The sequence below is a fragment of the Streptomyces lasiicapitis genome (assembly GCF_014646335.1).
Taxonomy (GTDB): domain Bacteria; phylum Actinomycetota; class Actinomycetes; order Streptomycetales; family Streptomycetaceae; genus Streptomyces; species Streptomyces lasiicapitis.
The window spans coordinates 662,180-685,789 of record NZ_BMNG01000003.1 but is presented as its reverse complement, the minus strand read 5'-3'; the positions used below and the strand labels follow the sequence as shown (position 1 = coordinate 685,789).

Genomic DNA, 23,610 nt, shown 5'->3' with positions numbered 1-23,610 from the left:
CCGGCAGCGTCAATGACTTTGTCAGAACATTCTTACGGCCGTACGAGGAGCTGGAACTCGAAGGAGTACCGCGAGGCCCGGTAGACGTGCGAGCCGAACTCGACCGCGCGGCCGGTGTCGTCGAAGGTCGTGCGCTGCATCGTGAGCAGCGGCGCGCCCTCGGACTCGGTGAGCAGGCGGGCCTCGTCGGGCCCGGCGGCGCGGGCGCCGACGGACTGGCGGGCGCTGTGCAGGTTGATGCCCGCGGCGCGCATGAGGCGGTAGAGGCCGGTGGCCTCCAGGCGCTCGGTGTCGAGCGGGAGCAGCCCGGCGGGGATGTGGTTGCGCAGGTGGGCCATGGGTTCGCCGTGTGCGAGGCGCAGCCGCTCCACGCGGTGTACGTCGCTGCCCTCGGCGACCCCGAGGGCGGCCGCGGTCTCGGCGCTCGCGGGTTCGACGACGTTGCTCAGGACCCGGGTCTCGGGGCGCTGGCCGGCAGCCTCCAGGTCGTCGTACAGGCTGCTGAGCTCCAGCGGGCGCTTGACCTGACTGTGCACGACCTGGGTGCCGACGCCGCGGCGGCGCACCAGGAGACCCTTGTCGACGAGGGACTGGATGGCCTGGCGGACGGTGGGCCGGGACAGGCCGAGCCGCCCCGCCAGCTCGATCTCGTTGCCGAGGAGGCTGCCGGGCGTCAGGGCGCCGCGCTCGATCGCCGCCTCCAGTTGCTGCGAGAGCTGGAAGTACAGCGGGACCGGGCTGCTGCGGTCGACGCCGAGATGCAGGGCCACGGTGGGGTCCACGGCCGGTTTGGCGGCTTTGGCTGCTGCTGGTTCGGTCACGGGGTGAGCGTAGTCCGGGGAGATGATGACGGGAAGTTCGGAAGTTCTGTTGTCAGGACAAACCATTGACAGGAGCGCGGGCGGCTGGCGAAGGTGGGCCCCATGCGCATCGGACTGATCGGAACGGGACGTATCGGCACCTTCCACTCGGCGGCCCTGGTCCGCCGTCCGGAGGTGGACTCGCTCGTCGTCGCGGACGTGGACGCCTCGCGGGCGGCGGACCTCGCGGCACGGGTGGGAGCGGAGGCGGCGCCTTCGGTGGACGCACTCTTCGCGGCGGCGGGCTCACAGGGGACGGCGGGCGCCGGGGTGGACGCCCTGGTGATCACGGCGGCGACCTCGGCGCACGCGGAGCTGATCGGCAGGGCCGCGCGGGCGGGTCTGCCGGTGTTCTGCGAGAAGCCCATCGCCCTCGACCTGCCGGGCACGCTGGCCGCGCTCGCCGAGGTCGAGGCGGCGGGCACGGTGCTCCAGCTCGGCTTCCAGCGGCGCTTCGACGCCGGGTACGAGGCGGCGCGCGAGGCGGTGCTCGCCGGCCGGCTCGGGCGGCTGCACACCGTGCGGGCCATGACGTCGGACCCGGCGCCGCCGCCCGCCGCCTATCTGCCGCTCTCCGGCGGCCTCTACCGCGACTGCCTGGTGCACGACTTCGACATACTGCGCTGGGTCACCGGGCGTGAGGTGGTCGAGGTGTACGCGACGGGCTCCGACGCGGGCCCCGCGATGTTCCGCGAGGCGGGCGACGTCGACACGGCCGCCGTGCTCCTCACCCTCGACGACGGCACGCTGGCCACGGCGACGGCCACGCGCTGCAACGGCGCGGGCTACGACGTACGCATGGAACTCGCGGGCGAGAACGACCAGGTGGCCGTCGGCGTGAACGACCGCACGCCCCTGACCTCCGTCGAACCGGACGGCCCTCCCGCCCCCGACAAGCCGTGGCCCGGCTTCCTGGAGCGCTTCGCGCCCGCGTACGAGGCGGAGCTGGCCGCGTTCGTGGACGTCGTGCGCGGCGAGCGGGCGAACCCCTGCGACGGCCGCGAGGCGTTGCACGCGCTGCGGATCGCGGAGGCGTGCGAGCTGTCGCGGGCGGAGCGGCGGCCGGTGCGGATGTCGGAGATCGACGGGGGCTGAGGCCGCGGGTCCCACCGCCCCCTCGGCTCAGGTCGTCGCCGCGCGGACCGTGCCCTGGGCCATCGCGCACAGCGACTCGCCGCCGTCGCCGTCCACGGCGAACACGTCGCAGCGGACGACGGCCTGACGGCGGGTCGCGTGCGCGACCGTCGCGCGGGCCACCAGCCTGACGCCGGTCGCGGGCCGTACGAACTGGATGGAGAAGCCTGACGTCAGGACGGCGGGCCCGAGCGCGGTGCCGGCGGCGAACGTGATGCTGTTGTCCGCCGCGTACGACAGCACTCCGCCGTGCACGAAGCCGTTCTGCTGCAGGAGTTCGCCGCGTACGGGGATCTCCAGCGTGGCCGCGCCGCCGCCGAAGGCGGTGACCTCGGCGTTCACGAGGCGACTGAAGGGCTGGGCGGCGAGGGTCTTCTGGGCCAGGGGGAGGTCGAGTTCGAGCGCACCGGCGGGGCCGGGGTCCCCCACCGCGCCGAGTCCTTGGTCGTGTTCCGTCATGGGGCGACTTCTACCATCGGACGCCCAGGTGCCGCATGCTCCGCATCAGCATCCCCGGCTTCCACTCCCCCGGTGTGCCGTCAAGGGCGAGGTCCGGGCAGCGCTCCAGGAGCGAGCGGAGCGCGACTTTCCCCTCGATGCGGGCGAGCGGGGCGCCCAGGCAGAAGTGGATGCCGTGGCCGAAGGCCATGTGGCCCTGCGGGGCGCGGTGGATGTCGAAGGCGTCGGGGGCGGGGAAGCGGTCCGGGTCGCGGTCGGCCCCGGCGAGGGAGACGATGACGGCCGAGCCCGCCGGAATCACCGTGCCACCGACCTCGAAGGGCTCGGCGGTGAAGCGGTGCGTCGCGTTCTCCACCGGTCCCTCGTGGCGCAGGGACTCCTCGACGGCACCGTCCAGGAGGCTCATGTCGGCGCGCAGCTCGGCGAGTTGACCGGGGTGGGCGAGCAGCGCGCGCACCGCGTTGGCGATGAGATTGACCGTCGTCTCATGGCCCGCGACGAGCAGCAGGAACGCCATCGCGCGCAGCTCGCGCGCCGAAAGCCGGTCGCCGTCCTCCGCCGTCGTGCGGATCAGAGCGCCGAGCAGGTCCTCGCCCGGGGCGGCCGCGCGCTTGGCCTCGATCAACTCGTCGAGGTAGGCGGCCATTTCCGCCAGGGCGGTGTTCCACACCTCCATGGTGGGCGGGGCGACGACATCGTTCGACACCCTGCGGAACTCCGCGCGGTCCATGTCGGGGACACCGAGGAGTTCGCAGATGACCGTGATGGGCAGCGGGAAGGCGAGGGCCTCGATGAGGTCGGCGCGGTCGCCCGCGGCGAGCATCTCGTCCAGGAGGCCGTCGGTGATCTCCTGGATCCGGGGGCGCAGGGCCTCGACGCGGCGGGCGGTGAACTCGCGGGCGATGAGTTTGCGCAGCCGCGTGTGCTGGGGCGGGTCCGCCATCAGCAGGTTGGTGCCGAGCACTTCTTCCTCGGCGACCTGAACGCCCACGGTGGCCGGGGACTTGGCGAGGCGGGGGTCGGCGAGGGCCGCCCTCGCCTCCTCGTACCCGACGATCAGATAGAGGTCGTCCTCGTCGTCCGGAGGGGGGAAGCGGACGCGGTGGACCGGCCCGCGGGCGCGGAGGTCGGCGTAGACGCTGTAGGGGTCGGTGGTGAATCGGGCGCCGTACGCCGCGAGGTCGACGCTGTCCGCCATGCGGGTCCCCTTCGGTTGCCGTACCCCCTCAACGCACGGGCGTACGGGCCGAGTTCCCCTCTCCCACCCGGCCCGGAACCCGGCTCACTCCTCGTTCAGGAGCCCCGCGTCATGGACCAGAAGCGCGATCTGCACCCGGTTGTTCAGGTCGAGCTTGGTCAGGATGCGGGAGACGTGCGCCTTCACGGTGGCCACGCTCAGGTACAGCTCCGCGGCGATGTCCGCGTTGGACGCGCCCCTGCCCACGGCCACGGCGACTTCGCGCTCCCGCTCCCCGAGGCCTTCGAGGCGCCCGAGCGCCCGCCGCTTCCTGTCGTGCTCCGGGCCGCCCCCGGCGACCTGGGAGATCAACTGCTGTGTCACGGACGGCGAGAGCACCGGCTCGCCCGCGGCCACCGCCCGTACCGCCGAAACGATCTCGGCCGGCGCGGTGTCCTTGAGGACGAACCCGGCGGCCCCGGCCCGCAGCGCCCGCAGCACCTGCTCGTCGGCGTGGAAGGTGGTGAGGACGACGACCTCGGGGGCGTCGGGCCGCTTGCGCAGCGCCTCGGTGGCGGCGAGCCCGTCCATCGTGGGCATCCGGATGTCCATCAGGACGACGTCGGGCCTGACCTCGCCGACGAGGGCGGCCACCTCGCTGCCGTCCCCCGCCTCCCCCACGATCTCGATGTCCTCGGCGCCGCCGAGCATGAAGGAGAGCCCGGCGCGGACCAGCGGGTCGTCGTCGACGAGCAGCAGCCTGATCGGTTTCATGGGCCTACCGTAACGAGCCTTTGCCCCCGTTTCGGCACGGTCGGGCCCGGTCACGACGGCATCCGCAGCCGCAGCGGCCCGCACCCGACGCGCTCCGCCTCCAGGGCGACGTACCGCGGCAGCAGCCTGCGGATCTCCGCGGCGTGCCCGTCGTCGTCCGCCCGGATCAGGAAGGTCACTTCACCGGTCTGGCAGGAGGCCTGGTACAGCCCCGTGTCCTCGCGCAGGAAGCCGCGCCCGCGCGACTCCTTCTTGGTGTCACCGACAGCGGTGACCTCGCTGCCGCCGTCGAAGGACAGGCCCTTGTAGAGCACCGCGAGCCGCGGGTCCTCGACCGTCATCAGGCGCAGCGAGGGGTGGCCGAACAGGACGTCACGGTCGCAGGTGCGTACGGGGGTGTCCTTCGTGTTCTTGGTGACCAGCGGCCGGTCGTAGCGGCCGCCCACGCCCTTGCCCGGCAGCGCGAGGCCCTTGATGCCGCAGATCGCGTCCCGCTTCTCGTCGATGAACCGCGCGGGCTCGGCGAGCCGGTCCGTGGGGTCGCCGATGGGGCTGTCGCACCCCTGGTCGGCCATGTAGCCGTTGACGAGCTTGACGACGGTGCGTGCGAGCCGTGCGCGTTCGTCGGTGTCGACGTCGTCGTCGTACGTCGTCCAGCCCGCGTCCATGTCGATGACGAGCGGGCCGTCCCGCTCGCCGGGCCGCCCGACGCAGCCCTCCGGTATCGCGAGCCACGCGCGCGTGTCCGACACCATGCCGAGCAGTCCGCCGCCGAGCGGCACCATCCGCGCGGACAGGTACTCATCCGCCCACTTGTCGCGGTCGCCGCCGAACCGGTCGTCGAGCCGGTGCAGTTGCGCGCGCACGCGCATGCCGCGCGGCGACTTCAGCTCGCACAGGCCGGACGGGCCGTCCGAGGCGATGCTGTCGCGGCTGACGCCCACCTCCGAGGACTCGATGTCCCGCTTGCCGTGGAAGAGGTCGGCGACGTCGTCCTCGCCGAGCGCGCCCCAGCAGGCCCGCTCCTCGTGGAAGGGGCCCGCCTCGGCCTGCCAGGCCACGCCGGCCCCGCCGAGCAGCACACCGGCTACGGCCGCACCGACGACGGGCGTCCAGCGGGCGCGGGCGAGGCGGCCGAGGCGGCGCCAGTGCCACCAGGGGGGCGGCGCGGCGGCGATGGCGGCGGCGAGCACGCCGAGGGGCTTGTCCGCCGCCTTGTCCGCCGGCTTGTCCGCCCGGCCGGGACTCGCGGCGCCCTCGGGCTCCGTGGGAGTCACCGTCCCCTTGTCCTCGTCACTCATCGACGTACCCTCGCCACTCATCGAGTTGCCCTCGCCAATCGTCGACTTGTCGTCACTCATCGACGGCCCCCCTCCGCGTCGGCGGCCGGCGCGACCGGTGCGCAGCCGAGGCGCCGCGCCACCGCGTTGGTGAACGTGGCGAAGTAGTCGGACGTGGTCCCGGTGGACGCGCCGAGCAGCAGGAAGGACGTGGGCCGGCCCGCGCAACCGGCGCGCACGATCCCGTAGTCGGAGGCGAAGGTTCCGGTGCCGCGCCAGCCCTTCCCGGGTGCCTTGGTCCCGGTCGCGCCGTCGAGGAGCGCCGAGATCCGGGGCTCGCGCACCATCACGGCGTCGAAGAGCGGCTGGTCCGCGCGCTCCCCGAGCCGCAGGGAGCGCCCGATCCGCGCCGAGCAGGACTGCAGGTCGTCATTGACCGCGCCGACCTGGTAGTTCAGGCGCATCGCCATCTCCTTGCCGAGGTCGGACTCGATGTCGAGGCCTGGGATGCGGCAGATGGCCCCGCTGGGGAAGCTCTCCTCGCGTTCCGGCAGCGTGGGCAGCGGCCCGCTGACGCGCAGCGGCTCGCCGTCGGCGCAACCGGCGGCCTCCATCCCCTTGTTGGCGGCGGCCACGAGGAGTCGGGCGACGTCCTGGGAGCCGCCGAGCATGGGGACGGCGGGCAGCACGTCGTCCGCCTCCGCTCCCTCGCTCGCGTCGAGGGTGACGGCGGTGGGCCGCCCGTCGCGGGTGTCGCACCGCTCGGGCAGCACGAGGAGCCCGTGGTTGCCGTCGGCGACGCCGGGCAGCCCGTCGGGCAGGGGCATCGCGCGGTCGCCGAGGTAGCCGCCGAGCCAGGTGACGCGGCGGCCCGCGGACTCGGGCGCGGGACCGTACTTCACCGTGACGGTGGTGTCCTGCTGGTCCTTGTCGCCCTGGTACGTGTCGCTCGACGAGACCGACAGACGGCACTGGCCGCGCGGCTCGCGGGACGTCGGCGCGGACCCCGTGGACGTACGGCTGCGGTCGTCGTCGCCCTCGAAGCCCTCGTCGCCGAGGATGCCGGGCCCGCTGTCCTCCTGCCAGGCGCCCCAGCAGTAGCGGTCGCGACCGTCGAAGGGCCAGGTGTCCGTGGCCCAGGTGCCGACGCCGCCGGCGAGCAGCGCGACCACGAGACCGGTGGCCACTCCCCCTCGCCGCGTTCTGACGAACCGCCGTACGCGTACCAGCCGTTGGGCCCGGGAATCCACCGGTATGTCCCCCGTCACGATCTCCGCCTCTCTGGGTGTGGCGGCTGATCGTACAGAAGGTGTGCGGACGCGAAGTCAGCAGGTTGCCCGGAAGGTCATGGCCATGGCAGCCACGCCTCGACCGTGAAGCCTCCGTCGGGACCACCGCCGTGGCTGAGCCGCCCGCCCGCGAGGGAGGCGCGTTCGGTGAGCCCGATGAGGCCCTGCCCCGAACCGGGCACCTTCGGTACGTCGCCGGGGGGCGCCGGATTGCGGACGGTCAGCGTCAGGCCCTCGCCCCGCACACCCGCGACCGCGACGGTGACCTCGGCGCCGGGCGCGTGCTTGCGGGCGTTGGTCAGGCCCTCCTGGGCGATGCGGTAGGCGGTGCGGCCGACCGCCGCGGGCACCGTCTCCGGGTCGGGCACGCGCAGGTCGAGGACCACCTTCATGCCGGCCTCGCGGGACTCGGCGACGAGGGTGTCGAGGGCCGCGAGCGTGGGCTGCGGCCGCCCCGAGGCGTCCGCGTCGCCGCCCCGCAGCACCCCGATGACCTGCCGCAGGTCCTGCAGCGCCTCGTGCGAGCTCTCCCGGATCACCCCGGCCGCGCGGGCGATCTCCTCGCGGGGCGCGTCGGGCCGGAACTCCAGGGCGCCCGCGTGCACGCTGAGCAGCGTGAGCCGGTGGGCGAGGACGTCGTGCATCTCGCGGGCGATGGCCTCGCGGGCGAGCTGCTGGGCCTTCTCGGCGCGCAGCGCGGCCTCGTTCTCGGCGCGCCGGGCTCGGTCGCGCAGGGCGAGCAGGAGCTGGCGCCGGGAGCGTACGAACATGCCCCAGGCGATGGCGGTCGCGGTGAACAGCGAGGTCAGCGCCACCGAGACGGGGAACGGCAGATCCGGGTCGGGCCGCCACAAGTAGAAGGGGATCATCAGCGCCACGGCCGCGGCGCCGAACCACGCGGCGTACTTCCACGGGCGGTGCACGGCGAGCGTGAAATAGGCGACGAGCGCGGCGCCGCCCGCGGTGTTCGACACCAGGCTGACGGCGAGCATCGCGGCGGCGAAGCCCACCGGCCAGCGCCTGCGCAGCCACACTGCGGCGCAGGCGAGCGCGCCGAGCAGATGGTCGAGCGCGGCCAGGTCCTCGGAGACGCTGGGGTCGTTCTCCACCTCACCGGCGATGATCAGGCCCAGGAAGACGGCGGCCAGGAAGCAGGCGAAGTCGACGAGCCAGTCCCGCACGGTCCGCTTGTGCCGGCCGGTCCTGCCCGAGGCCTGGTCCGGATCCAGCTCGGCGGCGACGCCCGAGGGCAGGAACCACGACCTACGGGTCACCAGGCCCTCCCCGGTCCCGTCCACGGCCTCGCCCGCAGGCTCCGTACGACTCTTCACAATCGACAAATCTACGCACCGTACGGCCCGCCGCCCGTCCTCCGACCGTGATCATCGACGAAAGTCGGTGCGCGCCAGACTTTGGGCGATCCGGGCGCACGCCCGTCAGCGCCTTGCGGCGGACACGGCCGCGCCCCGTGGCCGATGTGCCTGGGGGGTCCACGGGGCGAGGCTCTTGTGCCATGAAACAGCTTCTCGAGTTTCTCGGTGTGATCCTGCTGATCCAGGGCGCGGTGGGCCTGACGCACGAGCTCACCGGCTGGCTGCGCGGCTGGGGCGCGGTGCAGCACCTGCCCTTCGCCGACGGCTACGAGCTGTACCTGAGCATCGCGCTCGTGGTGCTCGCCTTCGCCGTGTTCGCGGCGGCGGAGAGCCGCAAGTCGGGCTGAACCCGAGCCCGACTACCGCTCATGGCTCAGCAGCTGTGGTCGACGAGGTCGAACGACCGGTAGTGGTCGGCCGTGTAGTAGTCCTGCTGCTCGTTGCCGGTGACGATGCGGCGGGCGCCGCGGTTCGGGGAGCCGGGCGTCTTGACCGTGAACTCGTGGTAGTAGCCGGTGTTCTGCTTCGGCAGGATGCCTTCGCGGTTCTGGAAGACGGTGCCGTCCTGCGGGTACGGGTAGGGGCCGCCCTTGTCGATCAGCCGGAGCGTGTCGTGCGCCTGGGACGGCAGGTCGGAGTAGCAGATGTCGCCGACGGCGGCGGCCGAGAACCCGGCCGGGGCGGTGACCGCTATGGAGTGGGAGGCGGCGGCCGTCTGCGGGGCGGCGGTCGCGGTGCCGGTGACGGAGCCGCCGACGAGCAGGGCGGCGGCGAGGGCAGTGACGCTGATGATCCGTGGGGGGATTCGCATGACCCCAGGATGACGCGCGTAGAGGTTGATGTGTCAACGTCAAGTGCGGTGAATTTTCCGGAAGTTAACCACCTCCCCGGACTCCTCACGAACACCCTCGCCATCAACCGCCGCATTCCGGACGGCCGTCAGTAACTGCCGTATTCCGGACGACCCGCGCGCTCGTACGTGTTGATGGAGACGCCCGTGGACGTCGTGCGCCCGCCGGTGCGCCGGAACGCGGTGGGCAGGCCGCCCTCCGCGAAGAGCCGCTTGCCGGTGCCGAGGGCGACCGGGAAGGTCAGCAGGTGGATCTCGTCGATGAGGTCGTGCCGCAGGAGTGACTGGGCGAGACCCGCGCTGCCGTGGAGCTGGAGTTCGCGGCCCGGCTGCTCCTTGAGGGCGGTGACGTCCTTGACCAGGTCGTCGCGGCCGATGATCTGGGTGCCCTGCCAGTCGACGCTGGTCAGCGTGGTGCTGGCGACGTACTTGGGCAGGGAGTTGAGGCGGGAGGCGATGGGGTCGGCGGGGTCGGTCTTCTTCGGCCAGTACCCGGCGAAGATGTCGTACGTCCCGCGCCCGAGCAGGAACGCGTCGCAGCGCTCGAAGACCTCGGTGACGAACCCGATGAAGTCCTCGTCCCCGTACGGCACCGACCAGCCGCCGTGCGTGAAGCCGCCGCTGGGGTCCTCCTCCGGGCCGCCGGGGGCCTGGATGACGCCGTCGAGGGTCTGGAACTGGGTGAGTGTGATCTTCATGGCCGGGGCCTTTCCGGTGGAGCCGGGGTCCCGCGCTCGCGGGACCCGCTGCCTCACCTACGTCTACGTCTCGGTCTCACCTACTCAGACCGTCCTCCGCCCCGGAAGTAATCGCCTGGCGGGGCGGTGTTCCGCCCCGCCCTCCGGGCCCCACACCTCCGTGTCCGTTTGCCGCCAGCCGTCGGGGGTGCGCGCGGCTTTGATTGAACCCGCAAGCACCTTTTGGGACCTGAAGCAGACATCAGATAGAGGTACGGAACATGTCTTCCCAGACCGGCACTTCCCTTACCGGCAAGCACGCCCTGGTCACCGGCGGCAGCCGCGGCATCGGCGCGGCGACCGCCCTGCGGCTCGCCCAGGAGGGCGCCGATGTGGCCTTCACCTACGTCCAGGGCGAGGACACCGCCCGGGAGATCGTCGCCAAGATCGAGTCGATGGGGCGGCGCGGGTTCGCGATCCGGGCCGACGCGGGCGACCCCGGGGACGCCGCGGGCGCCGTGGAGCGGGCCGCCGACGACCTCGGCGGCCTGGACATCCTCGTCAACAACGCCGGCGTCGGCGTGCTCGGCCCCGTCGCCGACCTCGCCCTCGCCGACATCGACCGCGTGCTCGACGTGAACGTGCGCGGGGTGTTCCTCGCGTCGCAGGCCGCGGCCTCGCGGATGGGGCGTGGTGGGCGCATCGTGTCCATCGGGTCCTGCATCACGCAGCGGGTGCCCGGGGCGGGCGGCACGTTGTACGCCACCAGCAAGGCCGCGCTCATCGGGCTCACCAAGGCGTTCGCCCGTGAGCTGGGCGAACGCGGGATCACTGTGAACCTCGTCCACCCCGGGCCCATCGACACCGACATGAACCCGGCCGACGGTCCGTACGCCTCGGCCCAGGCCGCCGGGACGGCGCTCGGCCGCTATGGCTCCGCCGGGGAAGTGGCTTCCGCGGTGGCCTACTTGGCCGGGGAGGAAGCCGCGTACGTGACGGGGGCGGAGTTCTCGGTGGACGGGGGGCACGCGGCGTAGTCCGTCGCGGCTGCGAAGCCCCCGACCCCGCCCCTTCCCGAAACTGGGGCTCCGCCCCAGACCCCGCTCCTCAAACGCCGGAGGGGCTATGGATAGCCCGTCCGGCGTTTGAGGACGAGGCGCGGAGCGCCGATAGCGGGGGTCCGGGGGCGGCAGCCCCCGGTTTCGGGAAGGGGCGGGGTTGGGGAGCCCCCGGCAAGGCCCGCCCTAGCCCCCCAGCTCCCGGTACCGCGCAGCCAACCCCTCCGCACCAGCCGCCGTCGCCGCCCCGAACAACCGCAACCGCGAAATCCCCCCATCAGGGAAGATGTCGACCCGCGCGTGCGTGCCGACGGCCGCCGCGGCGAGGACGAAGCGATGGTTGGTGTCGGGCTGCAGCCGCGTGCGGGGCAGTACCTCGACCCACTCGCCGGCCTCCCCGTCCCGGACGGACACCGAGGCCCAGCCGGCGGAGTTGCCCTTGAGGTAGGCGGTGTCGATCTCCAGGGCGCGGATCTCGGACTGGGCGGCGAGGCGGTAGCGGATCCAGTCGTGGCCGCGGTCGCGCCGGCGCCGCGTCTCCCACCCGTCGTCCATCTTGCGGGAGCGGCCGGGCTGGATGGTGTTGGTGGCGGGCGAGTAGAACCGGTCGGAGGCGTCCTCGACCTGGCCGCCGTTCTCCAGGGCGACGACGTCGAAGGTGCCGAGGGCGGCGAGCCAGGCGGGGTCGGCGACGACCTCGCCGTACACTCGCAGACGGGCGATCCCGCCGTCGGGGTGCTGATTGACCCGCAGGTGGGTGAAGCGCTGCGCCGCGTCCACGGCGAAGCCGTTCGCGGCATGACCGCCAACGGCCGTACGCGGTACGAGAGTTGTCCACTTCACGCCGTCGGCGAGGAGCTCGTCGGGCGTGGGCGAGCCCTCGACGTTGGCGCCCTCGATCGACACCGCCTGCGGATAGTTGCCGCGGAAGTGCGCGGTGTCGACGACGATGCCGTGGATGACGCCGGGCGCGCCGAGCCGCACGAGCGCCCAGTCGTGGTCGTCCTCGGTCGGCCACGGGTGCTCGGCGGAGACACCGCGGCGCCGCCGCGTCTCCCAGCCGTCCATGATCTTGCCCTTGTGGCCGAAGTGCTCGGGGTCGAACTCGGCGTCGTTCGGAAGCAGCAGGTTCTCGCGCATCGCGAAGAACTCGTCGTTGGCGGCGATGACACCGGCTCCGAGCTGGCGGTCCGCGAGGTTGGCGTACTGGGTGAAGGGGAAGTCGGCGGTGCGGTAGTCGGCGTAGGGCTCGCCGCCGCCGTAGGGGTTCGCGTCGCCGGTGAAGCCGGGGTTCGGTGTCGCCGTCACTGTGATCAGTTCTTCCTTTCCAGAAGTCGTCCCGCGGGCGTGCTGAACTCGCCGTCGGACACGATGCGTTGGCCGCGCAGCCAGGTGGACTTGACGACCCCGCTGAGGGTCTTGCCCGCGTACGCGGTGACGCGGTTGCGGTGCTGGAGCCGCGCGGGGTCCACGGTGAAGGTCTCGTCGGGCTCGAGGACCGCGAAGTCGGCGTCGCGGCCGGCCTCGATGGCGCCCTTGTGTGCCAGGCCGACGAGGTCGGCCGTGCGCGTCGACATCCAGCGCACGACGTCCTCGAGGGTGTGCCCGCGCTCCCGGGCCGCCGTCCACACCGCGGGCAGGCTGAGCTGGAGCCCGGAGATGCCGCCCCACGCGGTGGCGAAGTCGGCCGTCTTGAGGTCGGCGGTGGACGGCGAGTGGTCGGTCACGACGCAGTCGATGGTGCCGTCGGCGAGCGCCTGCCACAGCAGGTCCTGGTTGGCGGCCTCGCGGATCGGCGGGCAGCACTTGAACTCGCTCGCCCCGTCGGGGACTTCCTCGGCGGTGAGGGTGAGGTAGTGCGGGCACGTCTCGACGGTGAGGCGGACGCCCTCGCGCTTGGCGGCGGCGATCAGCGGCAGCGCGTCGGAGGACGACAGGTGCAGGATGTGGACGCGGGCGCCGATGCGTTTGGCGACGGCGATGAGGCCCTCGATCGCGGTGTCCTCGCTCGCTCGCGGGCGGGAGTGCAGGAAGTCCGTGTAGCGCGGGCCCGCCTTGGCGGGGGCCGCGGCCAGCTCGTGCGGGTCCTCGGCGTGCACGATGAGCAGACCGCCGAATCCTGCGATCTCCGCCATGGACACCGCGAGTTGATCCTGCGTCAGCTCGGGGAACTCATCCACTCCGGACGGCGACAGGAAACACTTGAAGCCGAAGACGCCGGCGTCGTGCAGCGGGCGCAGGTCCTTCACGTTGTCGGGCAGCGCGCCACCCCAGAAACCCACGTCGATGTGCGCCTTGGACGCCGCGACCTCCCTCTTCGTACGGAGGCCCGCGGCCGTGGTCGTCGGCGGCAGGGAGTTCAGCGGCATGTCGACGAGCGTCGTGATGCCGCCGGCCGCCGCGGCGCGCGTGGCCGTCCAGAAGCCCTCCCACTCGGTGCGGCCCGGGTCGTTGACGTGCACGTGGGTGTCGACGAGGCCGGGCAGCAGCACGTCGTCGCCGAAGTCCTCGACGCGGGCGCGCGTCGGCAGCGCGGCTTCGTACGCACGCACCGCCACGATCGTGCCGTCCGCGACGACGACGGACGCGGGACGCGTCCCCTCCGGGGTGATGACGCGCGTCGAGCGCAGCACCAGTTCCTCGCCGGACACCGCGGCCCCTCTCTGTTCGCCTGTCGGCTCGTCGGTCTGACGGCCGCCTCGTGGCCTCTCGGCCACCGCCAACCTTCCGGCCAGCGGAATTCAACGTTCTGTTGAAGAGTTTTCGCCTCGGACCCGGATCCGTCAAGGGTCTATACGTTTCCACAAAGTGGAATTAGAATTCCGCACACCAGAACGTAGCTACGTACAACGCGGACCGTCAAGGAAGCGCCGGAGCCCGCGCGGAAGACCGGACAAACACCCACTGACCGGCACTGACGTGACGGCGGCACCGGGGCTGTCCGGGAAAGTGCCCGGTAGGCTGCTGCCTTGCCTGCCATCCTGTAAGGCCCTGAAAGGAACGCGCCGTGCCGACGTCTAGCGCCAGCACCACCGACGCCGCGAAGTCCCCCGCGAGTGGAGGCGTCCAGTCCCTCGAGCGCGCCTTCGACCTCCTCGAGCGGATGGCGGACGCGGGCGGCGAGGTCGGCCTGAGCGAGCTGTCCGCCAGCAGCGGGCTGCCCCTGCCGACCATCCACCGGCTGATGCGCACGCTTGTCGCCTGCGGATACGTACGCCAGCAGCCCAACCGCCGCTACGCCCTCGGCCCCCGCCTCATCCGCCTCGGCGAGTCCGCCTCGCGGCTGCTCGGCACGTGGGCGCGGCCGTATCTCGCCCGCCTCGTCGAGGAGACCGGCGAGACCGCGAACATGGCGCTCCTCGACGGCGACGAGATCGTGTACGTCGCCCAGGTGCCGTCCAAGCACTCCATGCGGATGTTCACCGAGGTGGGGCGGCGGGTCCTGCCGCACTCCACCGGTGTCGGCAAGGCGTTGCTCGCGCACACTCCGCCGGAGGAGGTGCGGGCGCTGCTCGCCCGTACCGGCATGCCCGCCGCCACGGAGAAGACCATCACCACCGCCGACGGATTCCTCGACGCGCTCGAAGAAGTCCGCCGCGCGGGATACGCCGTGGACGACAACGAACAGGAAATCGGCGTCCGCTGCCTGGCCGTGTCCGTGCCCGACTCCCCGACCGCGGCGGCCATCTCCATCTCCGGCCCTGCGGGGCGCGTGACGGAGGCGGCCACGGAGAAGATCGTGCCGGTGCTGCAGCAGGTGGCCGCGGAACTTTCGGTGGCTTTGGCGACTTCGGCGCCGTCGGCGTAGGGGCGGGCCCTGCCGGGGGCTCCCCAACCCCACCCCTTCCCGAAACTGGTGCTCCGCCCCAGACCCCGCTCCTCAAACGCCGGAGGGGCTGAAATCACCGGCACATAATCAGCCCGTCCGGCGTTTGAGGACGAGGCCGTTCAGGCCGATACGGGGGTCCGGGGGCAGAGCCCCCGGTTTCGGGAAGGGGCGGGACTGGGGAAAGCCCCGCCAGGGCCTACGCCCCCACCACATCCGCCACCGTCACCCCCCGCAAAGCCCTCCGCAGCGAGGCCGGCACCCCCACCGCCGGCACCACCAGCACCGCACACCCCGCACGCCCGTCGACGTACCTCCGCACCCGCCCCCGCCACCGCCGCCCACCCCGCGCCCCCACCACCAACAGATCCCCGGGCCGCGATGCCACCCCGCACAGCACCCGCCCCGCGGGCCCCCGCACCACCGTCCGCTCGACCTCCACCCCCACCGGCACGCCGCCGAACACCGCGTCGAACGCCGCGTCGAGCCGCCCCCACGCCTCCCGCTCCCAGTGCTGAGCCCACTCGGGATCGGGCCGCCGCAGGTAGAGCGCCTCACCCTCGGGCGGCTCCCAGGCGAGCACGGCGACGAGCCGCCGCCCGTCCCGCCGGGCCACCCGCGCCCCGGCCCGCAGCGCCGCGAGACTCGCCCCCGAGACCCCGACACCGCTGACCCCGACGACCACACGCCCGGCCGCCTCCACGCCGTCGATGCCGTGCATGCCGTCCTCGCCACCCAAGCCGTCCAAGCCCTCCAAGCCCTCCATGGCTGCCTCCTCACCTCTCGTCCAGACCACCTCCGAGTCTGTACGCTGATTGGCCTGGACAGCAGGGCCAATACGCAGGAGTTGGCATGGCAGACGTACGAGTGGTCCATTCCGTGGACCGGCGGCTCGGGGGAAAGCGGCTGGCCGATCTGGTCACCGCGGCGGTGGCGGGAGAGAAGCCGGGGTATCGGGCGCTGGCCCAGGCCGTGCGCACGCTGCTGCTCGACGGCCGTGTCCCCCTGCACACCCGGCTGCCCGCCGAGCGCGAGCTGGCGTCGGCACTCGGTGTCAGCCGGGCCACGGTCACGGCGGCGTACGACCTGCTGCGCGACAGCGGGTTCGCCGCGAGCCGCCGGGGCGCGAGCACGTGGACGGAGCTGCCGGAGGGGCGCCGCCCGACGAACGTGGCGGCGTACCCGCCAGGACCGGCGGGCGGGGCGGGCGGAGTGGGTGACGGCATGCTCGACCTCGCCGTCGCCGCCCCCGCCGCCCCCGCGGCCGAGCTCAGCGAAGCCGTTGCTGCCGCCGCCGCGCTCCTGCCCGCGCACGCCGCGACCGCGGGCTACCACCCGTACGGAATCCCGGAGTTGAGGGCCGCCGTCGCGGAGCGGTTCACGCGGCGCGGGCTTCCGACGCTGCCCGACCAGATCCTCATCACCACGGGCGCGCAGCAGGCGATCTCCCTCGTCCTCGCACTGCTCGGCCGGCCGGGCGACCGCGTCCTGGTGGAGAACCCCTCGTATCCGAACGCCCTGGACGCCATCCGCCGCGCGGGCCTGCGCGCGATGCCCGTGCCGGTCACGGATGCGGGCTGGGACACCGCGCTCGTCGAGTCGACGCTGCGGCAGGCCGCGCCGCGCATCGCCTATCTCGTACCGGACTTCCAGAACCCGACGGGCGCCCTGATGGGGCGTGAGCAGCGGGTGCGGATCCTGGAGACGGCGCGCGCCACGGGCACGTGGCTGCTGATCGACGAGACGATCGCGGACATCGCCCTCGACGTGCCGCCACCCGCTCCGTTCGCGTCGCTCGCGCCGCACGGAGTGGCCGAACAGGTCCTCACCGTCGGGTCGTTGAGCAAGTCGCACTGGGGCGGGCTGCGGATCGGCTGGGTGCGGGCGGGGTCACGGCTGATCACGGAGCTGGCCATGGCGCGGATCCCGGCGGACATGGCGACGCCCGTCCTCGAGCAGTTGGTGGCGTTGCATCTGATGGGCGGGATGGATGAGGTGCTGCGTGCGCGGTTGCCTCAGCTGCGGGCCGCGCGTGACGCGCTCGCCGCCGCGCTGACCCGGCAACTGCCCGAGTGGCGCTGGCAGTTGCCGCCCGGCGGTCTCTCCCTCTGGGTCGACCTGGGCGCGCCCGTCGCCTCCTCCCTGGCGCGGGCGGCGCTCGGGCACGGCGTCCGCATCGAGGGCGGCTCCCGCTTCGGCGCGGACCCCGGTACGCACGAGCACCGCCTGCGCATCCCGTTCACGCTGGCGCCCGATCTGTACGAGGAGGCGGCCGCCCGCCTCGCCGCCGCCCTCGCCGCGGGCCTGGACCCGGCGGGCGGCGCCGACCCGCGCCACGACGACTGGGTGGCCTGACCGCACCCCGCCCGCCGCGGACACGGGCCCGTACTCACCGATGCCGCCGCCCGCACGGGCCCGCGCACAAGAAAGCCGCCGCATCACCCCGGATGCGGCGGCTCCCCGAACTCGCCGAACGTCTCGACCGCCTCTCTGACCCCCGCGAGCGCGTCGGTCAGGGCACTGACCGAGCCGATCGAACTCGCGACGAGCAGCAGGGAGCGGCGCAGGCGGCGGGGCTCGGGGGTGCCCGTCGCGGCCATCGCGGCGAGTGCCGCTAACTCGTCCTCCGCTATCGCCCGGTCGGGGAACTCCCCGGGGAACGCGGCCAGTTGGCGGCGCAGCCGGGACACGGCCGCCCGCAGTTCCGTCACCCGCGGATCCTCGAAGCTCCCCGTCACCGCTCTCTGCCCAATGCTCCGCAACACAGCTCTCCCCCTCGCACCTCGTTGTGCGCCTGTACGCGGACGAGCCCGGGCGGACCCGCCGCGGCGGCCGGACACCGAAGGGGCGCGGGCGCGGTGGGGGCCACGCGGCGACGCAGGCGTCACTTTCGGCCACGCCCCCGGCCGGAACAGGGTCCCCAGAACCCATGCGGTAAGCAAGAGTCATGACCGAATCCGAATCACTGTCACCTTCCGTCTCCACCGCCTCCGGAGCGGGCGAAGAGATCGAAAGGAGCGGCGAGGTCGTCGGGCTGCTGCTCGCCGCGGGGGGCGGGCGGCGCCTCGGCGGATGCCCGAAGGCCCTTCTGGAGCATCGGGGCGAGCTTTTCGTGGAGCGTGCGGCGCGGGCGCTGCGGGACGGCGGGTGCACGCGCGTGCACGTCGTGCTGGGGGCGACCGCCGATGTCGTACGGGAACAGGCTTCGCTGCCCGGGTGCGTCCTGGTGGACAACCCGGACTGGCACGAGGGCATGGGGTCCTCGCTGCGGGCGGGCCTCGCGTCGCTGCGCGGCACGGACGCGGGCGCCGCGCTCGTGTCCCTGGTGGACCAGCCGGGCATCGGCGCGGCGGCGGTGGCCCGGGTGCTGGCCGCGTACCGCTCACCGGCGACGCTGGCGGCGGCGACGTACGCGGGCGAGCGCGGCCACCCCGTGCTGTTCGGCGCGGACCACTGGGACGGCATCGCGGCGAGCGCGACCGGCGACCGGGGCGCCCGCGCCTACCTCAAGGAGCACGCCGCCGCCGTGACGGCCGTCGAGTGCGGCGACGTGGCCGAGCCGTACGACATCGACACGTTCTCCGACTTGGAGAGGCTGGAGTGAGCTGGTCCACTTGGAGTGACAGTCATGGCACTCAGCGCCATGTTCTGTCGACGGGGAGAATCTCGATATCAACAAACCATTGAACTTCCACCATGAGGAAACTAGTATCCACTGCTCAGAAGCGCCCGATACGTCAGACGGCGCCCGCAGCCGCATCTCGGCGCCGCGGCACTCCGTGCCGTGCTGTGGGGCCGCAAGCTCGCTGAAGGAAGTGACAGCTCATGTCCGCACCAGCGCCGTCCCCGCTGGCCATCGTCGACGCCGAGCCCCTGCCCCGGCAGGAAGAGGTCCTCACCCCCGCGGCCCTCGCCTTCGTGGCCGAGCTGCACCGGAGGTTCACGCCGCGGCGTGACGAGCTCCTCACCCGCCGCGGGGAGCGCCGCGCCGAGATCGCCCGCACCTCGTCCCTGGACTTCCTCCCGGAGACCGCCGCGATCCGCGCGGACGACTCCTGGAAGGTGGCCCCCGCCCCGGCCGCCCTCAACGACCGCCGTGTGGAGATCACCGGCCCCACCGACCGCAAGATGACGATCAACGCGCTCAACTCCGGCGCGAAGGTCTGGCTCGCCGACTTCGAGGACGCCTCCGCTCCCACCTGGGAGAACGTGATCCTCGGCCAGCTCAACCTCACCGACGCCTACGAGCGCCGCATCGACTTCACCGACGAGCGCACCGGCAAGTCGTACGCCCTGAAGGACGCGGGCGAACTCGCCACCGTCGTGATGCGCCCGCGCGGCTGGCACCTGAATGAGCGTCACCTCACCGACGAGGAGGGCCGCCCCGTCCCGGGCGCGCTCGTCGACTTCGGCCTGTACTTCTTCCACAACGCCCAGCGCCTGCTCGACCTCGGCAAGGGCCCGTACTTCTACCTCCCGAAGACGGAGTCGCACCTGGAGGCCCGCCTCTGGAACGACGTCTTCGTGTTCGCCCAGGACTACGTCGGCATCCCCCAGGGCACCGTCCGCGCCACCGTCCTCATCGAGACGATCACGGCCGCGTACGAGATGGAGGAGATCCTCTACGAGCTCCGCGACCACGCGTCCGGGCTCAACGCGGGCCGCTGGGACTATCTCTTCTCCATCGTCAAGAACTTCCGTGACGGCGGCCAGAAGTTCGTCCTGCCGGACCGCAACCTGGTCACGATGACGGCGCCCTTCATGCGCGCGTACACCGAACTCCTCGTGCGCACCTGCCACAAGCGGGGCGCGCACGCGATCGGCGGCATGGCGGCGTTCATCCCGTCCCGCCGCGACGAGGAGGTCAACAAGGTCGCCTTCGAGAAGGTCAAGGCCGACAAGGACCGCGAGGCGGGCGACGGCTTCGACGGCTCCTGGGTCGCCCACCCCGACCTCGTGCCGATCGCCCTTGCGTCCTTCGACGCGGTGCTCGGCGACAAGCCCAACCAGAAGAGCCGCCTGCGCGAGGACGTCGCCGTCGCCCCCGGCGACCTCATCGCCATCGACTCCCTCGACGCGAAGCCCACGTACGAAGGCCTCGTCAACGCCGTCCAGGTCGGCATCCGCTACATCGAGGCCTGGCTGCGCGGCCTCGGCGCCGTCGCCATCTTCAACCTCATGGAGGACGCGGCCACCGCCGAGATCTCCCGCTCCCAGATCTGGCAGTGGATCAACGCGGGCGTCGTCTTCGAGAACGGCACCCCCGCCACCGCCGACCTCGCCCGCGAAGTCGCTGCCGCGGAACTGGCCGCGATCCGCGCGGAGATCGGCGAGGACGCCTTCGCGGCGGGCAAGTGGCAGGAGGCGCATGATCTGTTGCTCCAGGTGTCCCTGGACGCGGACTACGCGGACTTCCTGACGCTGCCGGCGTACGAGCGGCTGCGCTGAGCCCGCACTAGCCCTGCTTGCCCTCCGAGTGGCCCAGGCTTCGGCCTGGTGCCACTCGGTCGCGTACCAGGCGCTTGACGGCGGTCGGTTCCGGGAAGCCGTGCTCGCGGCGGTCCCAGACCGGCTCGCCGTCGACACGTACGACGAAGACGCCGCCGGTGCCTGGCTTGAGGGCCAGTTCGTCGAGCTCCGACTCGAAGGTCGTCAGGAGCTCCTGCGCGAGCCAGGCCGCGCGGGGCAGCCAGCGGCACTGGGTGCAGTACTCGATCTCGACGCGGTGGGGCTCAGCGGAGTCGCTCATGGGTACCTCTTCGCGGGGCGCGGGTCGGGCTTGCCGTGCAGGTTCGGGACGCGTCGCAGCCAGGCCGGGCGGCCCGCCTCCGTGGCCTGGGCGCGGAGCACGTCCTCGGCGGCGAGTTCGGCGCGGGAGGGGAAGTCCGTGGGGAGCCAGGCGGCGGAGGCGCGGGCGCGGGCGGCGAGGTAGGTGACGTACGCGTCCCGCAGGGCGGCGGGCGTGGCGAAGCCGGGCTCGTCGGCGAGCCACGCGTCCGGGACCTCGGCCACGATCTCGCGGAGGAGTTCCTCGGTGACGCGGGGCGCGAGGGCGGCGTCGGCGGCCACCGTGTCCGGGCCGTAGCGGCCGAGCGCGTGCTGGCGGAAGTCGTACCTCTTCTCGGCGGTGGCGAGGACGGTGGCCGCGTCCCAGCGGTGGTGGAAGACGAGGGCGGCGCCGTGGTCGATGAGCCACAGGCGCGGCTCGCGGGTGCCGAAGGTCGGCCAGACCATCAGGTTCGAACTGTGGACCGTGCGGTCGACGTTGGCGGTGAGCGCGTCGAGCCAGACGACCTTGCCCGCCTCCAGCGGGTCGATGTCCAGGTCGGACAGGTCGGAGTCCGGGGTGAAGTCGCGGGCGCCCGGCAGGAAGTCCATGCCCAGGTTCAGGCCCGCGCTGGCGCGCAGCAGCCCCTGCACCTCCGCGTGCGGCTCGTGCGCGCCGACCGCCGGGTCGAAGTGCGCGAGGACCAGCTCGGGCACGCGCAGGCCGAGCCGGCGGCCCAGCTCGCCCACGACGATCTCGGCGACCAGCGCCTTGCGGCCCTGCGCGGAGCCCGTGAACTTCAGGACGTACGTCCCCAGGTCGTCGGCCTCGACAAGGCCGGGCACGGAGCCGCCCGCGCGCAGGGGTTCCAGATATCGGACAGCCGTCACTTCTCGCAGCACACCAGCCACCCTAACCGCCCCCCGCAAGCCATTTTTGGAGTGTACGGACCTTGATCCATAGGATCCGGTGATGATCATCAGAAAACGGTTCGCGGCGGGGCTCTGTGCCCTGATCGCGGTCCTGAGCATGGGGCTTTCGCCCGTGGCGGCGTACGCCGACGACGACCCCGACCATCCCGGCGACGCGGACGGCGCGACACCGAAGGTCGAGCTGGTCCTCGATGTGAGCGGCTCGATGCGGGCCCGCGACATCGACGGCAAGAGCCGCATGGCCGCGGCGAAGCAGGCGTTCAACGAGGTCCTCGACGCCACCCCCGAGGACGTCGATCTCGGCATCCGCACGCTCGGCGCGAACTACAGCGGCGACGACCGCAAGACCGGCTGCAAGGACACCGAGCAGCTCTACCCCGTCGGCCCGCTGGACCGCAGGGACGCCAAGACCGCCGTCGCCACCCTCTCCCCCACCGGCTTCACCCCGATCGGCCCGGCCCTGCTGAAGGCCGCGGGCGACCTGAAGGGCGGCGAGGGCTCGCACCGCATCGTCCTCATCAGCGACGGCGAGGACACCTGCCAGCCGCTCGACCCGTGCGAGGTGGCACGGGAGATCTCCGCCAAGGGCATCGACCTCACGATCGACACGCTCGGCCTGGTGCCGAACACCAAGATGCGCAAGCAGTTGAGCTGCATCGCGGAGGCGACCGGCGGCACGTACACGTCGATCCAGCACACCGACGAACTCTCCGACCGCGTCGGCCAGTTGGTGGACCGCGCGGCCGATCCCGTCGTGAAGCCGGTGGCCGTCGAGGGCGCCGACAGCTGCTCGGCCGCGCCGCGGCTGAAGCCCGGCCTGTACACCGACCGCGAGAAGTTCGGCGAGCACCGCTGGTACCGCGTGGACGTCGAGCCGGGGCAGGAACTGCGCGCCTCGGTGAGCGTCGGCGCGGACCGGGCGGTGAACAACGACTACGGCGTGCTGATGCGGGCCGTCACCAAGCACGACCGCGAGATCGTCCGCGGCTCGGAGGCGGGCGACGGACGCACGGACGTCATCTCGACGGGCCTGCGGTACCCGAAGCCGGAGCGCGACGACGACGAGGAGACCGCGGAGACCGTCTGCCTCCAGGTCTCGAACTCCTACTCCGCCACCTCCGCCACCGCCTTCGCCGACTCCAAGTCGAAGCCCGGCCTGCCCCTCGAACTGACCGTCGACATCGCGGACGCGCCCGACGACGCCTCCGATGTGGCGGCGTTCGGCCTGGGCCGCGGCTGGTGGCTGCTCGGCGCGCTTGTGCTGACCGGTTTCGTGGGCGGTCTGCTGTGGGGCTGGCTCTCGCGCTGGCGTGTCGCGGTCTGGAGGACGAACTGATGCGTACGAAGCGACTGTTGGCGGCCACGGGCCTGATGGCCCTCGCCGCGCTCCTCACCGCAGGCCCGGCCTCCGCCGCCTCCACCGAGGACGGTGACAAGCCCGCCGACGCGGGCACGTCGTTCCGTACGGCGACGGAGATCGCGCAGGGCGACAAGGCCACGGCGAGCGCCTCGACGGGCGACTACCTCTACTGGTCGTTCCCGGCGGACGCCGGCCAGCGCCCCACCGTCGAGGCGACCGTGAAGCTCCCCGACGCGGCGTCGCGCCACGCGGACACACGCTGGCGGATCGACGTGTACGACGGCCTGAGGCGCCGCCAGTCCTGCATGTACGGCATGCAGGCCCGCACGGCCCCCAAGGACGCCTCCTCGGTGGACCTCGCCTGCACGCTGCGCCCGGTGCGCGCCTGGTCGGACCCCTGGGCCAACGACCCTCTGCCGGGCACGTACTACGTCCGCCTGACAGCAACCGGCGTCGACACCGCCGACCTGGGCACGCCGGTCACCGCCGAGGTGAAGACGACGTCGAAGGACATCGGCGGCGCGGCAGCGGTGGACGGCACGCTGGGCTCACCCCTCGTACCCGGCAAACGGGTCGAGCTGTCCAGCACAGAGCCCGAGGACGGCTGGTCGTCGGGCTGGTGGACGGACCGCTGGGTATGGACGGGAATCGGCGGGGTACTGGCCGCCCTGGCAGGCGTGGGCGGCTACACGCTGACGAGCCGAAACAGCCCGTCCGGCGTTTGAGGACGAGCCGCGAAGCGGCGATTCGGCGGGGGTCGTCCCACCCACCCCATCCAGCCCGTCCGGCGGTTG

The 23,610-nt window shown here is 72.6% G+C and carries 24 protein-coding genes; 9 read left to right on the top strand and 15 right to left on the bottom strand.

The annotated features are described in order from the left end of the window. Nucleotides 1-32 precede the first annotated feature (32 nt). Entirely contained in the window at nt 33-782 is a 750-nt protein-coding gene (locus IEY91_RS08515) for a GntR family transcriptional regulator (RefSeq protein ID WP_306309873.1), read from the bottom strand. A gap of 141 nt (nt 783-923) precedes the next feature. Between IEY91_RS08515 and IEY91_RS08510 the strand changes: the two genes are divergently transcribed. Then, nucleotides 924-1,955 (top strand): Gfo/Idh/MocA family protein, encoded by a 1,032-nt coding sequence (locus IEY91_RS08510; protein WP_189173445.1) that lies wholly within the window; start codon nt 924-926, stop codon nt 1,953-1,955. Nucleotides 1,956-1,982: 27 nt separating this feature from the next. Here IEY91_RS08510 and IEY91_RS08505 read toward each other — a convergent pair whose 3' ends face one another. The 6 genes from IEY91_RS08505 to IEY91_RS08480 form a co-directional block, all read right to left on the bottom strand. Next, nucleotides 1,983-2,453, bottom strand: a complete 471-nt coding sequence (locus IEY91_RS08505; protein WP_189173444.1) for a PaaI family thioesterase — start codon at nt 2,451-2,453, stop codon at nt 1,983-1,985. A 10-nt stretch (nt 2,454-2,463) separates the two neighbouring features. Next, nucleotides 2,464-3,651 (bottom strand): cytochrome P450 family protein, encoded by a 1,188-nt coding sequence (locus IEY91_RS08500; protein ID WP_164318880.1) that lies wholly within the window; start codon nt 3,649-3,651, stop codon nt 2,464-2,466. Nucleotides 3,652-3,735: 84 nt separating this feature from the next. Then, on the bottom strand, nt 3,736-4,404 hold the full coding sequence (locus IEY91_RS08495; RefSeq protein ID WP_164318882.1) for a response regulator: 669 nt from the start codon (nt 4,402-4,404) through the stop codon (nt 3,736-3,738). 50 nt (nt 4,405-4,454) lie between these two features. Beyond that, nucleotides 4,455-5,765: a hypothetical protein gene (locus IEY91_RS08490; RefSeq protein ID WP_189173443.1), complete on the bottom strand. Its 1,311-nt coding sequence runs from the start codon at nt 5,763-5,765 to the stop codon at nt 4,455-4,457. Then, entirely contained in the window at nt 5,762-6,871 is a 1,110-nt protein-coding gene (locus tag IEY91_RS08485) for a hypothetical protein (RefSeq protein WP_229696789.1), read from the bottom strand. The genes IEY91_RS08490 and IEY91_RS08485 overlap by 4 nt, the downstream gene beginning before the upstream one ends. Before the next feature lie 158 nt (nt 6,872-7,029). Continuing rightward, a complete protein-coding gene (locus IEY91_RS08480) occupies nt 7,030-8,247 on the bottom strand; it encodes a sensor histidine kinase (protein ID WP_373287906.1) in 1,218 nt (405 codons plus the stop codon). A gap of 239 nt (nt 8,248-8,486) precedes the next feature. On the opposite strand from IEY91_RS08480, the gene IEY91_RS08475 reads away from it, so the two are divergent. Next, nucleotides 8,487-8,693 carry a hypothetical protein gene (locus IEY91_RS08475; RefSeq protein WP_164318884.1) on the top strand — a complete coding sequence of 69 codons (207 nt, stop codon included), beginning with the start codon at nt 8,487-8,489 and terminating at the stop codon, nt 8,691-8,693. A 26-nt stretch (nt 8,694-8,719) separates the two neighbouring features. Here the strand turns inward: IEY91_RS08475 and IEY91_RS08470 are convergent, their stop codons facing one another. Together IEY91_RS08470 and IEY91_RS08465 are read right to left on the bottom strand one after the other, a co-directional pair. Continuing rightward, on the bottom strand, nt 8,720-9,157 hold the full coding sequence (locus tag IEY91_RS08470) for a guanyl-specific ribonuclease (protein WP_164318886.1): 438 nt from the start codon (nt 9,155-9,157) through the stop codon (nt 8,720-8,722). A gap of 128 nt (nt 9,158-9,285) precedes the next feature. Then, complete coding sequence (locus IEY91_RS08465) at nt 9,286-9,894, bottom strand: dihydrofolate reductase family protein (protein WP_189173442.1); 609 nt, start codon at nt 9,892-9,894, stop codon at nt 9,286-9,288. Between the two features lie 260 nt (nt 9,895-10,154). Between IEY91_RS08465 and IEY91_RS08460 the strand changes: the two genes are divergently transcribed. Beyond that, nucleotides 10,155-10,910, top strand: a complete 756-nt coding sequence (locus IEY91_RS08460) for a 3-oxoacyl-ACP reductase family protein (protein WP_189173441.1) — start codon at nt 10,155-10,157, stop codon at nt 10,908-10,910. A gap of 207 nt (nt 10,911-11,117) precedes the next feature. Here the strand turns inward: IEY91_RS08460 and alc are convergent, their stop codons facing one another. Both alc and allB read right to left on the bottom strand, forming a co-directional pair. After that, nucleotides 11,118-12,239 carry an allantoicase gene (gene alc / locus IEY91_RS08455; RefSeq protein ID WP_189173440.1) on the bottom strand — a complete coding sequence of 374 codons (1,122 nt, stop codon included), beginning with the start codon at nt 12,237-12,239 and terminating at the stop codon, nt 11,118-11,120. Nucleotides 12,240-12,244: 5 nt separating this feature from the next. Next, the gene (gene allB, locus IEY91_RS08450; protein ID WP_189173439.1) at nt 12,245-13,582 is read right to left on the bottom strand and encodes an allantoinase AllB; all 1,338 of its coding nucleotides are present in this window, start codon (nt 13,580-13,582) and stop codon (nt 12,245-12,247) included. A 356-nt stretch (nt 13,583-13,938) separates the two neighbouring features. Here allB and IEY91_RS08445 point away from each other — a divergent pair, with 356 nt between their 5' ends. After that, nucleotides 13,939-14,739, top strand: a complete 801-nt coding sequence (locus IEY91_RS08445) for an IclR family transcriptional regulator (protein WP_164318901.1) — start codon at nt 13,939-13,941, stop codon at nt 14,737-14,739. A gap of 217 nt (nt 14,740-14,956) precedes the next feature. On the opposite strand, the gene IEY91_RS08440 is transcribed toward IEY91_RS08445, so the two are convergent. Next, entirely contained in the window at nt 14,957-15,523 is a 567-nt protein-coding gene (locus IEY91_RS08440; protein ID WP_189173438.1) for a universal stress protein, read from the bottom strand. Nucleotides 15,524-15,609: 86 nt separating this feature from the next. Between IEY91_RS08440 and yczR the strand changes: the two genes are divergently transcribed. Continuing rightward, nucleotides 15,610-17,112, top strand: coding sequence for a MocR-like transcription factor YczR (gene yczR / locus IEY91_RS08435; RefSeq protein ID WP_189173437.1), 1,503 nt, complete (start codon nt 15,610-15,612; stop codon nt 17,110-17,112). Nucleotides 17,113-17,195: 83 nt separating this feature from the next. Here the strand turns inward: yczR and IEY91_RS08430 are convergent, their stop codons facing one another. Further along, nucleotides 17,196-17,522 carry a DUF5955 family protein gene (locus IEY91_RS08430; RefSeq protein ID WP_164318908.1) on the bottom strand — a complete coding sequence of 109 codons (327 nt, stop codon included), beginning with the start codon at nt 17,520-17,522 and terminating at the stop codon, nt 17,196-17,198. A gap of 182 nt (nt 17,523-17,704) precedes the next feature. On the opposite strand from IEY91_RS08430, the gene IEY91_RS08425 reads away from it, so the two are divergent. Continuing rightward, on the top strand, nt 17,705-18,361 hold the full coding sequence (locus IEY91_RS08425; RefSeq protein ID WP_229696788.1) for a nucleotidyltransferase family protein: 657 nt from the start codon (nt 17,705-17,707) through the stop codon (nt 18,359-18,361). A gap of 221 nt (nt 18,362-18,582) precedes the next feature. Continuing rightward, nucleotides 18,583-20,205 (top strand): malate synthase A, encoded by a 1,623-nt coding sequence (aceB, locus tag IEY91_RS08420; protein ID WP_189173436.1) that lies wholly within the window; start codon nt 18,583-18,585, stop codon nt 20,203-20,205. Between the two features lie 7 nt (nt 20,206-20,212). On the opposite strand, the gene IEY91_RS08415 is transcribed toward aceB, so the two are convergent. Continuing rightward, entirely contained in the window at nt 20,213-20,506 is a 294-nt protein-coding gene (locus IEY91_RS08415; protein ID WP_189173435.1) for an Rdx family protein, read from the bottom strand. After that, entirely contained in the window at nt 20,503-21,426 is a 924-nt protein-coding gene (locus IEY91_RS08410; protein WP_189173434.1) for a HipA family kinase, read from the bottom strand. The genes IEY91_RS08415 and IEY91_RS08410 overlap by 4 nt, the downstream gene beginning before the upstream one ends. Nucleotides 21,427-21,496: 70 nt before the next feature. Here IEY91_RS08410 and IEY91_RS08405 point away from each other — a divergent pair, with 70 nt between their 5' ends. Continuing rightward, a complete protein-coding gene (locus IEY91_RS08405; RefSeq protein ID WP_164318919.1) occupies nt 21,497-22,792 on the top strand; it encodes a VWA domain-containing protein in 1,296 nt (431 codons plus the stop codon). Further along, on the top strand, nt 22,792-23,541 hold the full coding sequence (locus IEY91_RS08400) for a hypothetical protein (protein ID WP_189173433.1): 750 nt from the start codon (nt 22,792-22,794) through the stop codon (nt 23,539-23,541). The genes IEY91_RS08405 and IEY91_RS08400 overlap by 1 nt, the downstream gene beginning before the upstream one ends. The last annotated feature ends 69 nt before the right edge of the window (nt 23,542-23,610 follow it).

Coding starts and splice junctions, on each gene's coding strand:
- IEY91_RS08460 (WP_189173441.1), top strand. CDS start 10,155: ATGTCTTCCCAGACCGGCACTTCCCTTACCGGCAAGCACGCCCTGGTC.
- IEY91_RS08510 (WP_189173445.1), top strand. CDS start 924: ATGCGCATCGGACTGATCGGAACGGGACGTATCGGCACCTTCCACTCG.
- IEY91_RS08440 (WP_189173438.1), bottom strand. CDS start 15,523: ATGGAGGGCTTGGAGGGCTTGGACGGCTTGGGTGGCGAGGACGGCATG.
- IEY91_RS08405 (WP_164318919.1), top strand. CDS start 21,497: ATGATCATCAGAAAACGGTTCGCGGCGGGGCTCTGTGCCCTGATCGCG.
- IEY91_RS08470 (WP_164318886.1), bottom strand. CDS start 9,157: ATGCGAATCCCCCCACGGATCATCAGCGTCACTGCCCTCGCCGCCGCC.
- IEY91_RS08475 (WP_164318884.1), top strand. CDS start 8,487: ATGAAACAGCTTCTCGAGTTTCTCGGTGTGATCCTGCTGATCCAGGGC.
- IEY91_RS08415 (WP_189173435.1), bottom strand. CDS start 20,506: ATGAGCGACTCCGCTGAGCCCCACCGCGTCGAGATCGAGTACTGCACC.
- IEY91_RS08505 (WP_189173444.1), bottom strand. CDS start 2,453: ATGACGGAACACGACCAAGGACTCGGCGCGGTGGGGGACCCCGGCCCC.
- IEY91_RS08495 (WP_164318882.1), bottom strand. CDS start 4,404: ATGAAACCGATCAGGCTGCTGCTCGTCGACGACGACCCGCTGGTCCGC.
- aceB (WP_189173436.1), top strand. CDS start 18,583: ATGTCCGCACCAGCGCCGTCCCCGCTGGCCATCGTCGACGCCGAGCCC.
- yczR (WP_189173437.1), top strand. CDS start 15,610: ATGGCAGACGTACGAGTGGTCCATTCCGTGGACCGGCGGCTCGGGGGA.
- IEY91_RS08400 (WP_189173433.1), top strand. CDS start 22,792: ATGCGTACGAAGCGACTGTTGGCGGCCACGGGCCTGATGGCCCTCGCC.
- IEY91_RS08425 (WP_229696788.1), top strand. CDS start 17,705: ATGACCGAATCCGAATCACTGTCACCTTCCGTCTCCACCGCCTCCGGA.
- IEY91_RS08465 (WP_189173442.1), bottom strand. CDS start 9,894: ATGAAGATCACACTCACCCAGTTCCAGACCCTCGACGGCGTCATCCAG.
- IEY91_RS08500 (WP_164318880.1), bottom strand. CDS start 3,651: ATGGCGGACAGCGTCGACCTCGCGGCGTACGGCGCCCGATTCACCACC.
- IEY91_RS08490 (WP_189173443.1), bottom strand. CDS start 5,765: ATGAGTGACGACAAGTCGACGATTGGCGAGGGCAACTCGATGAGTGGC.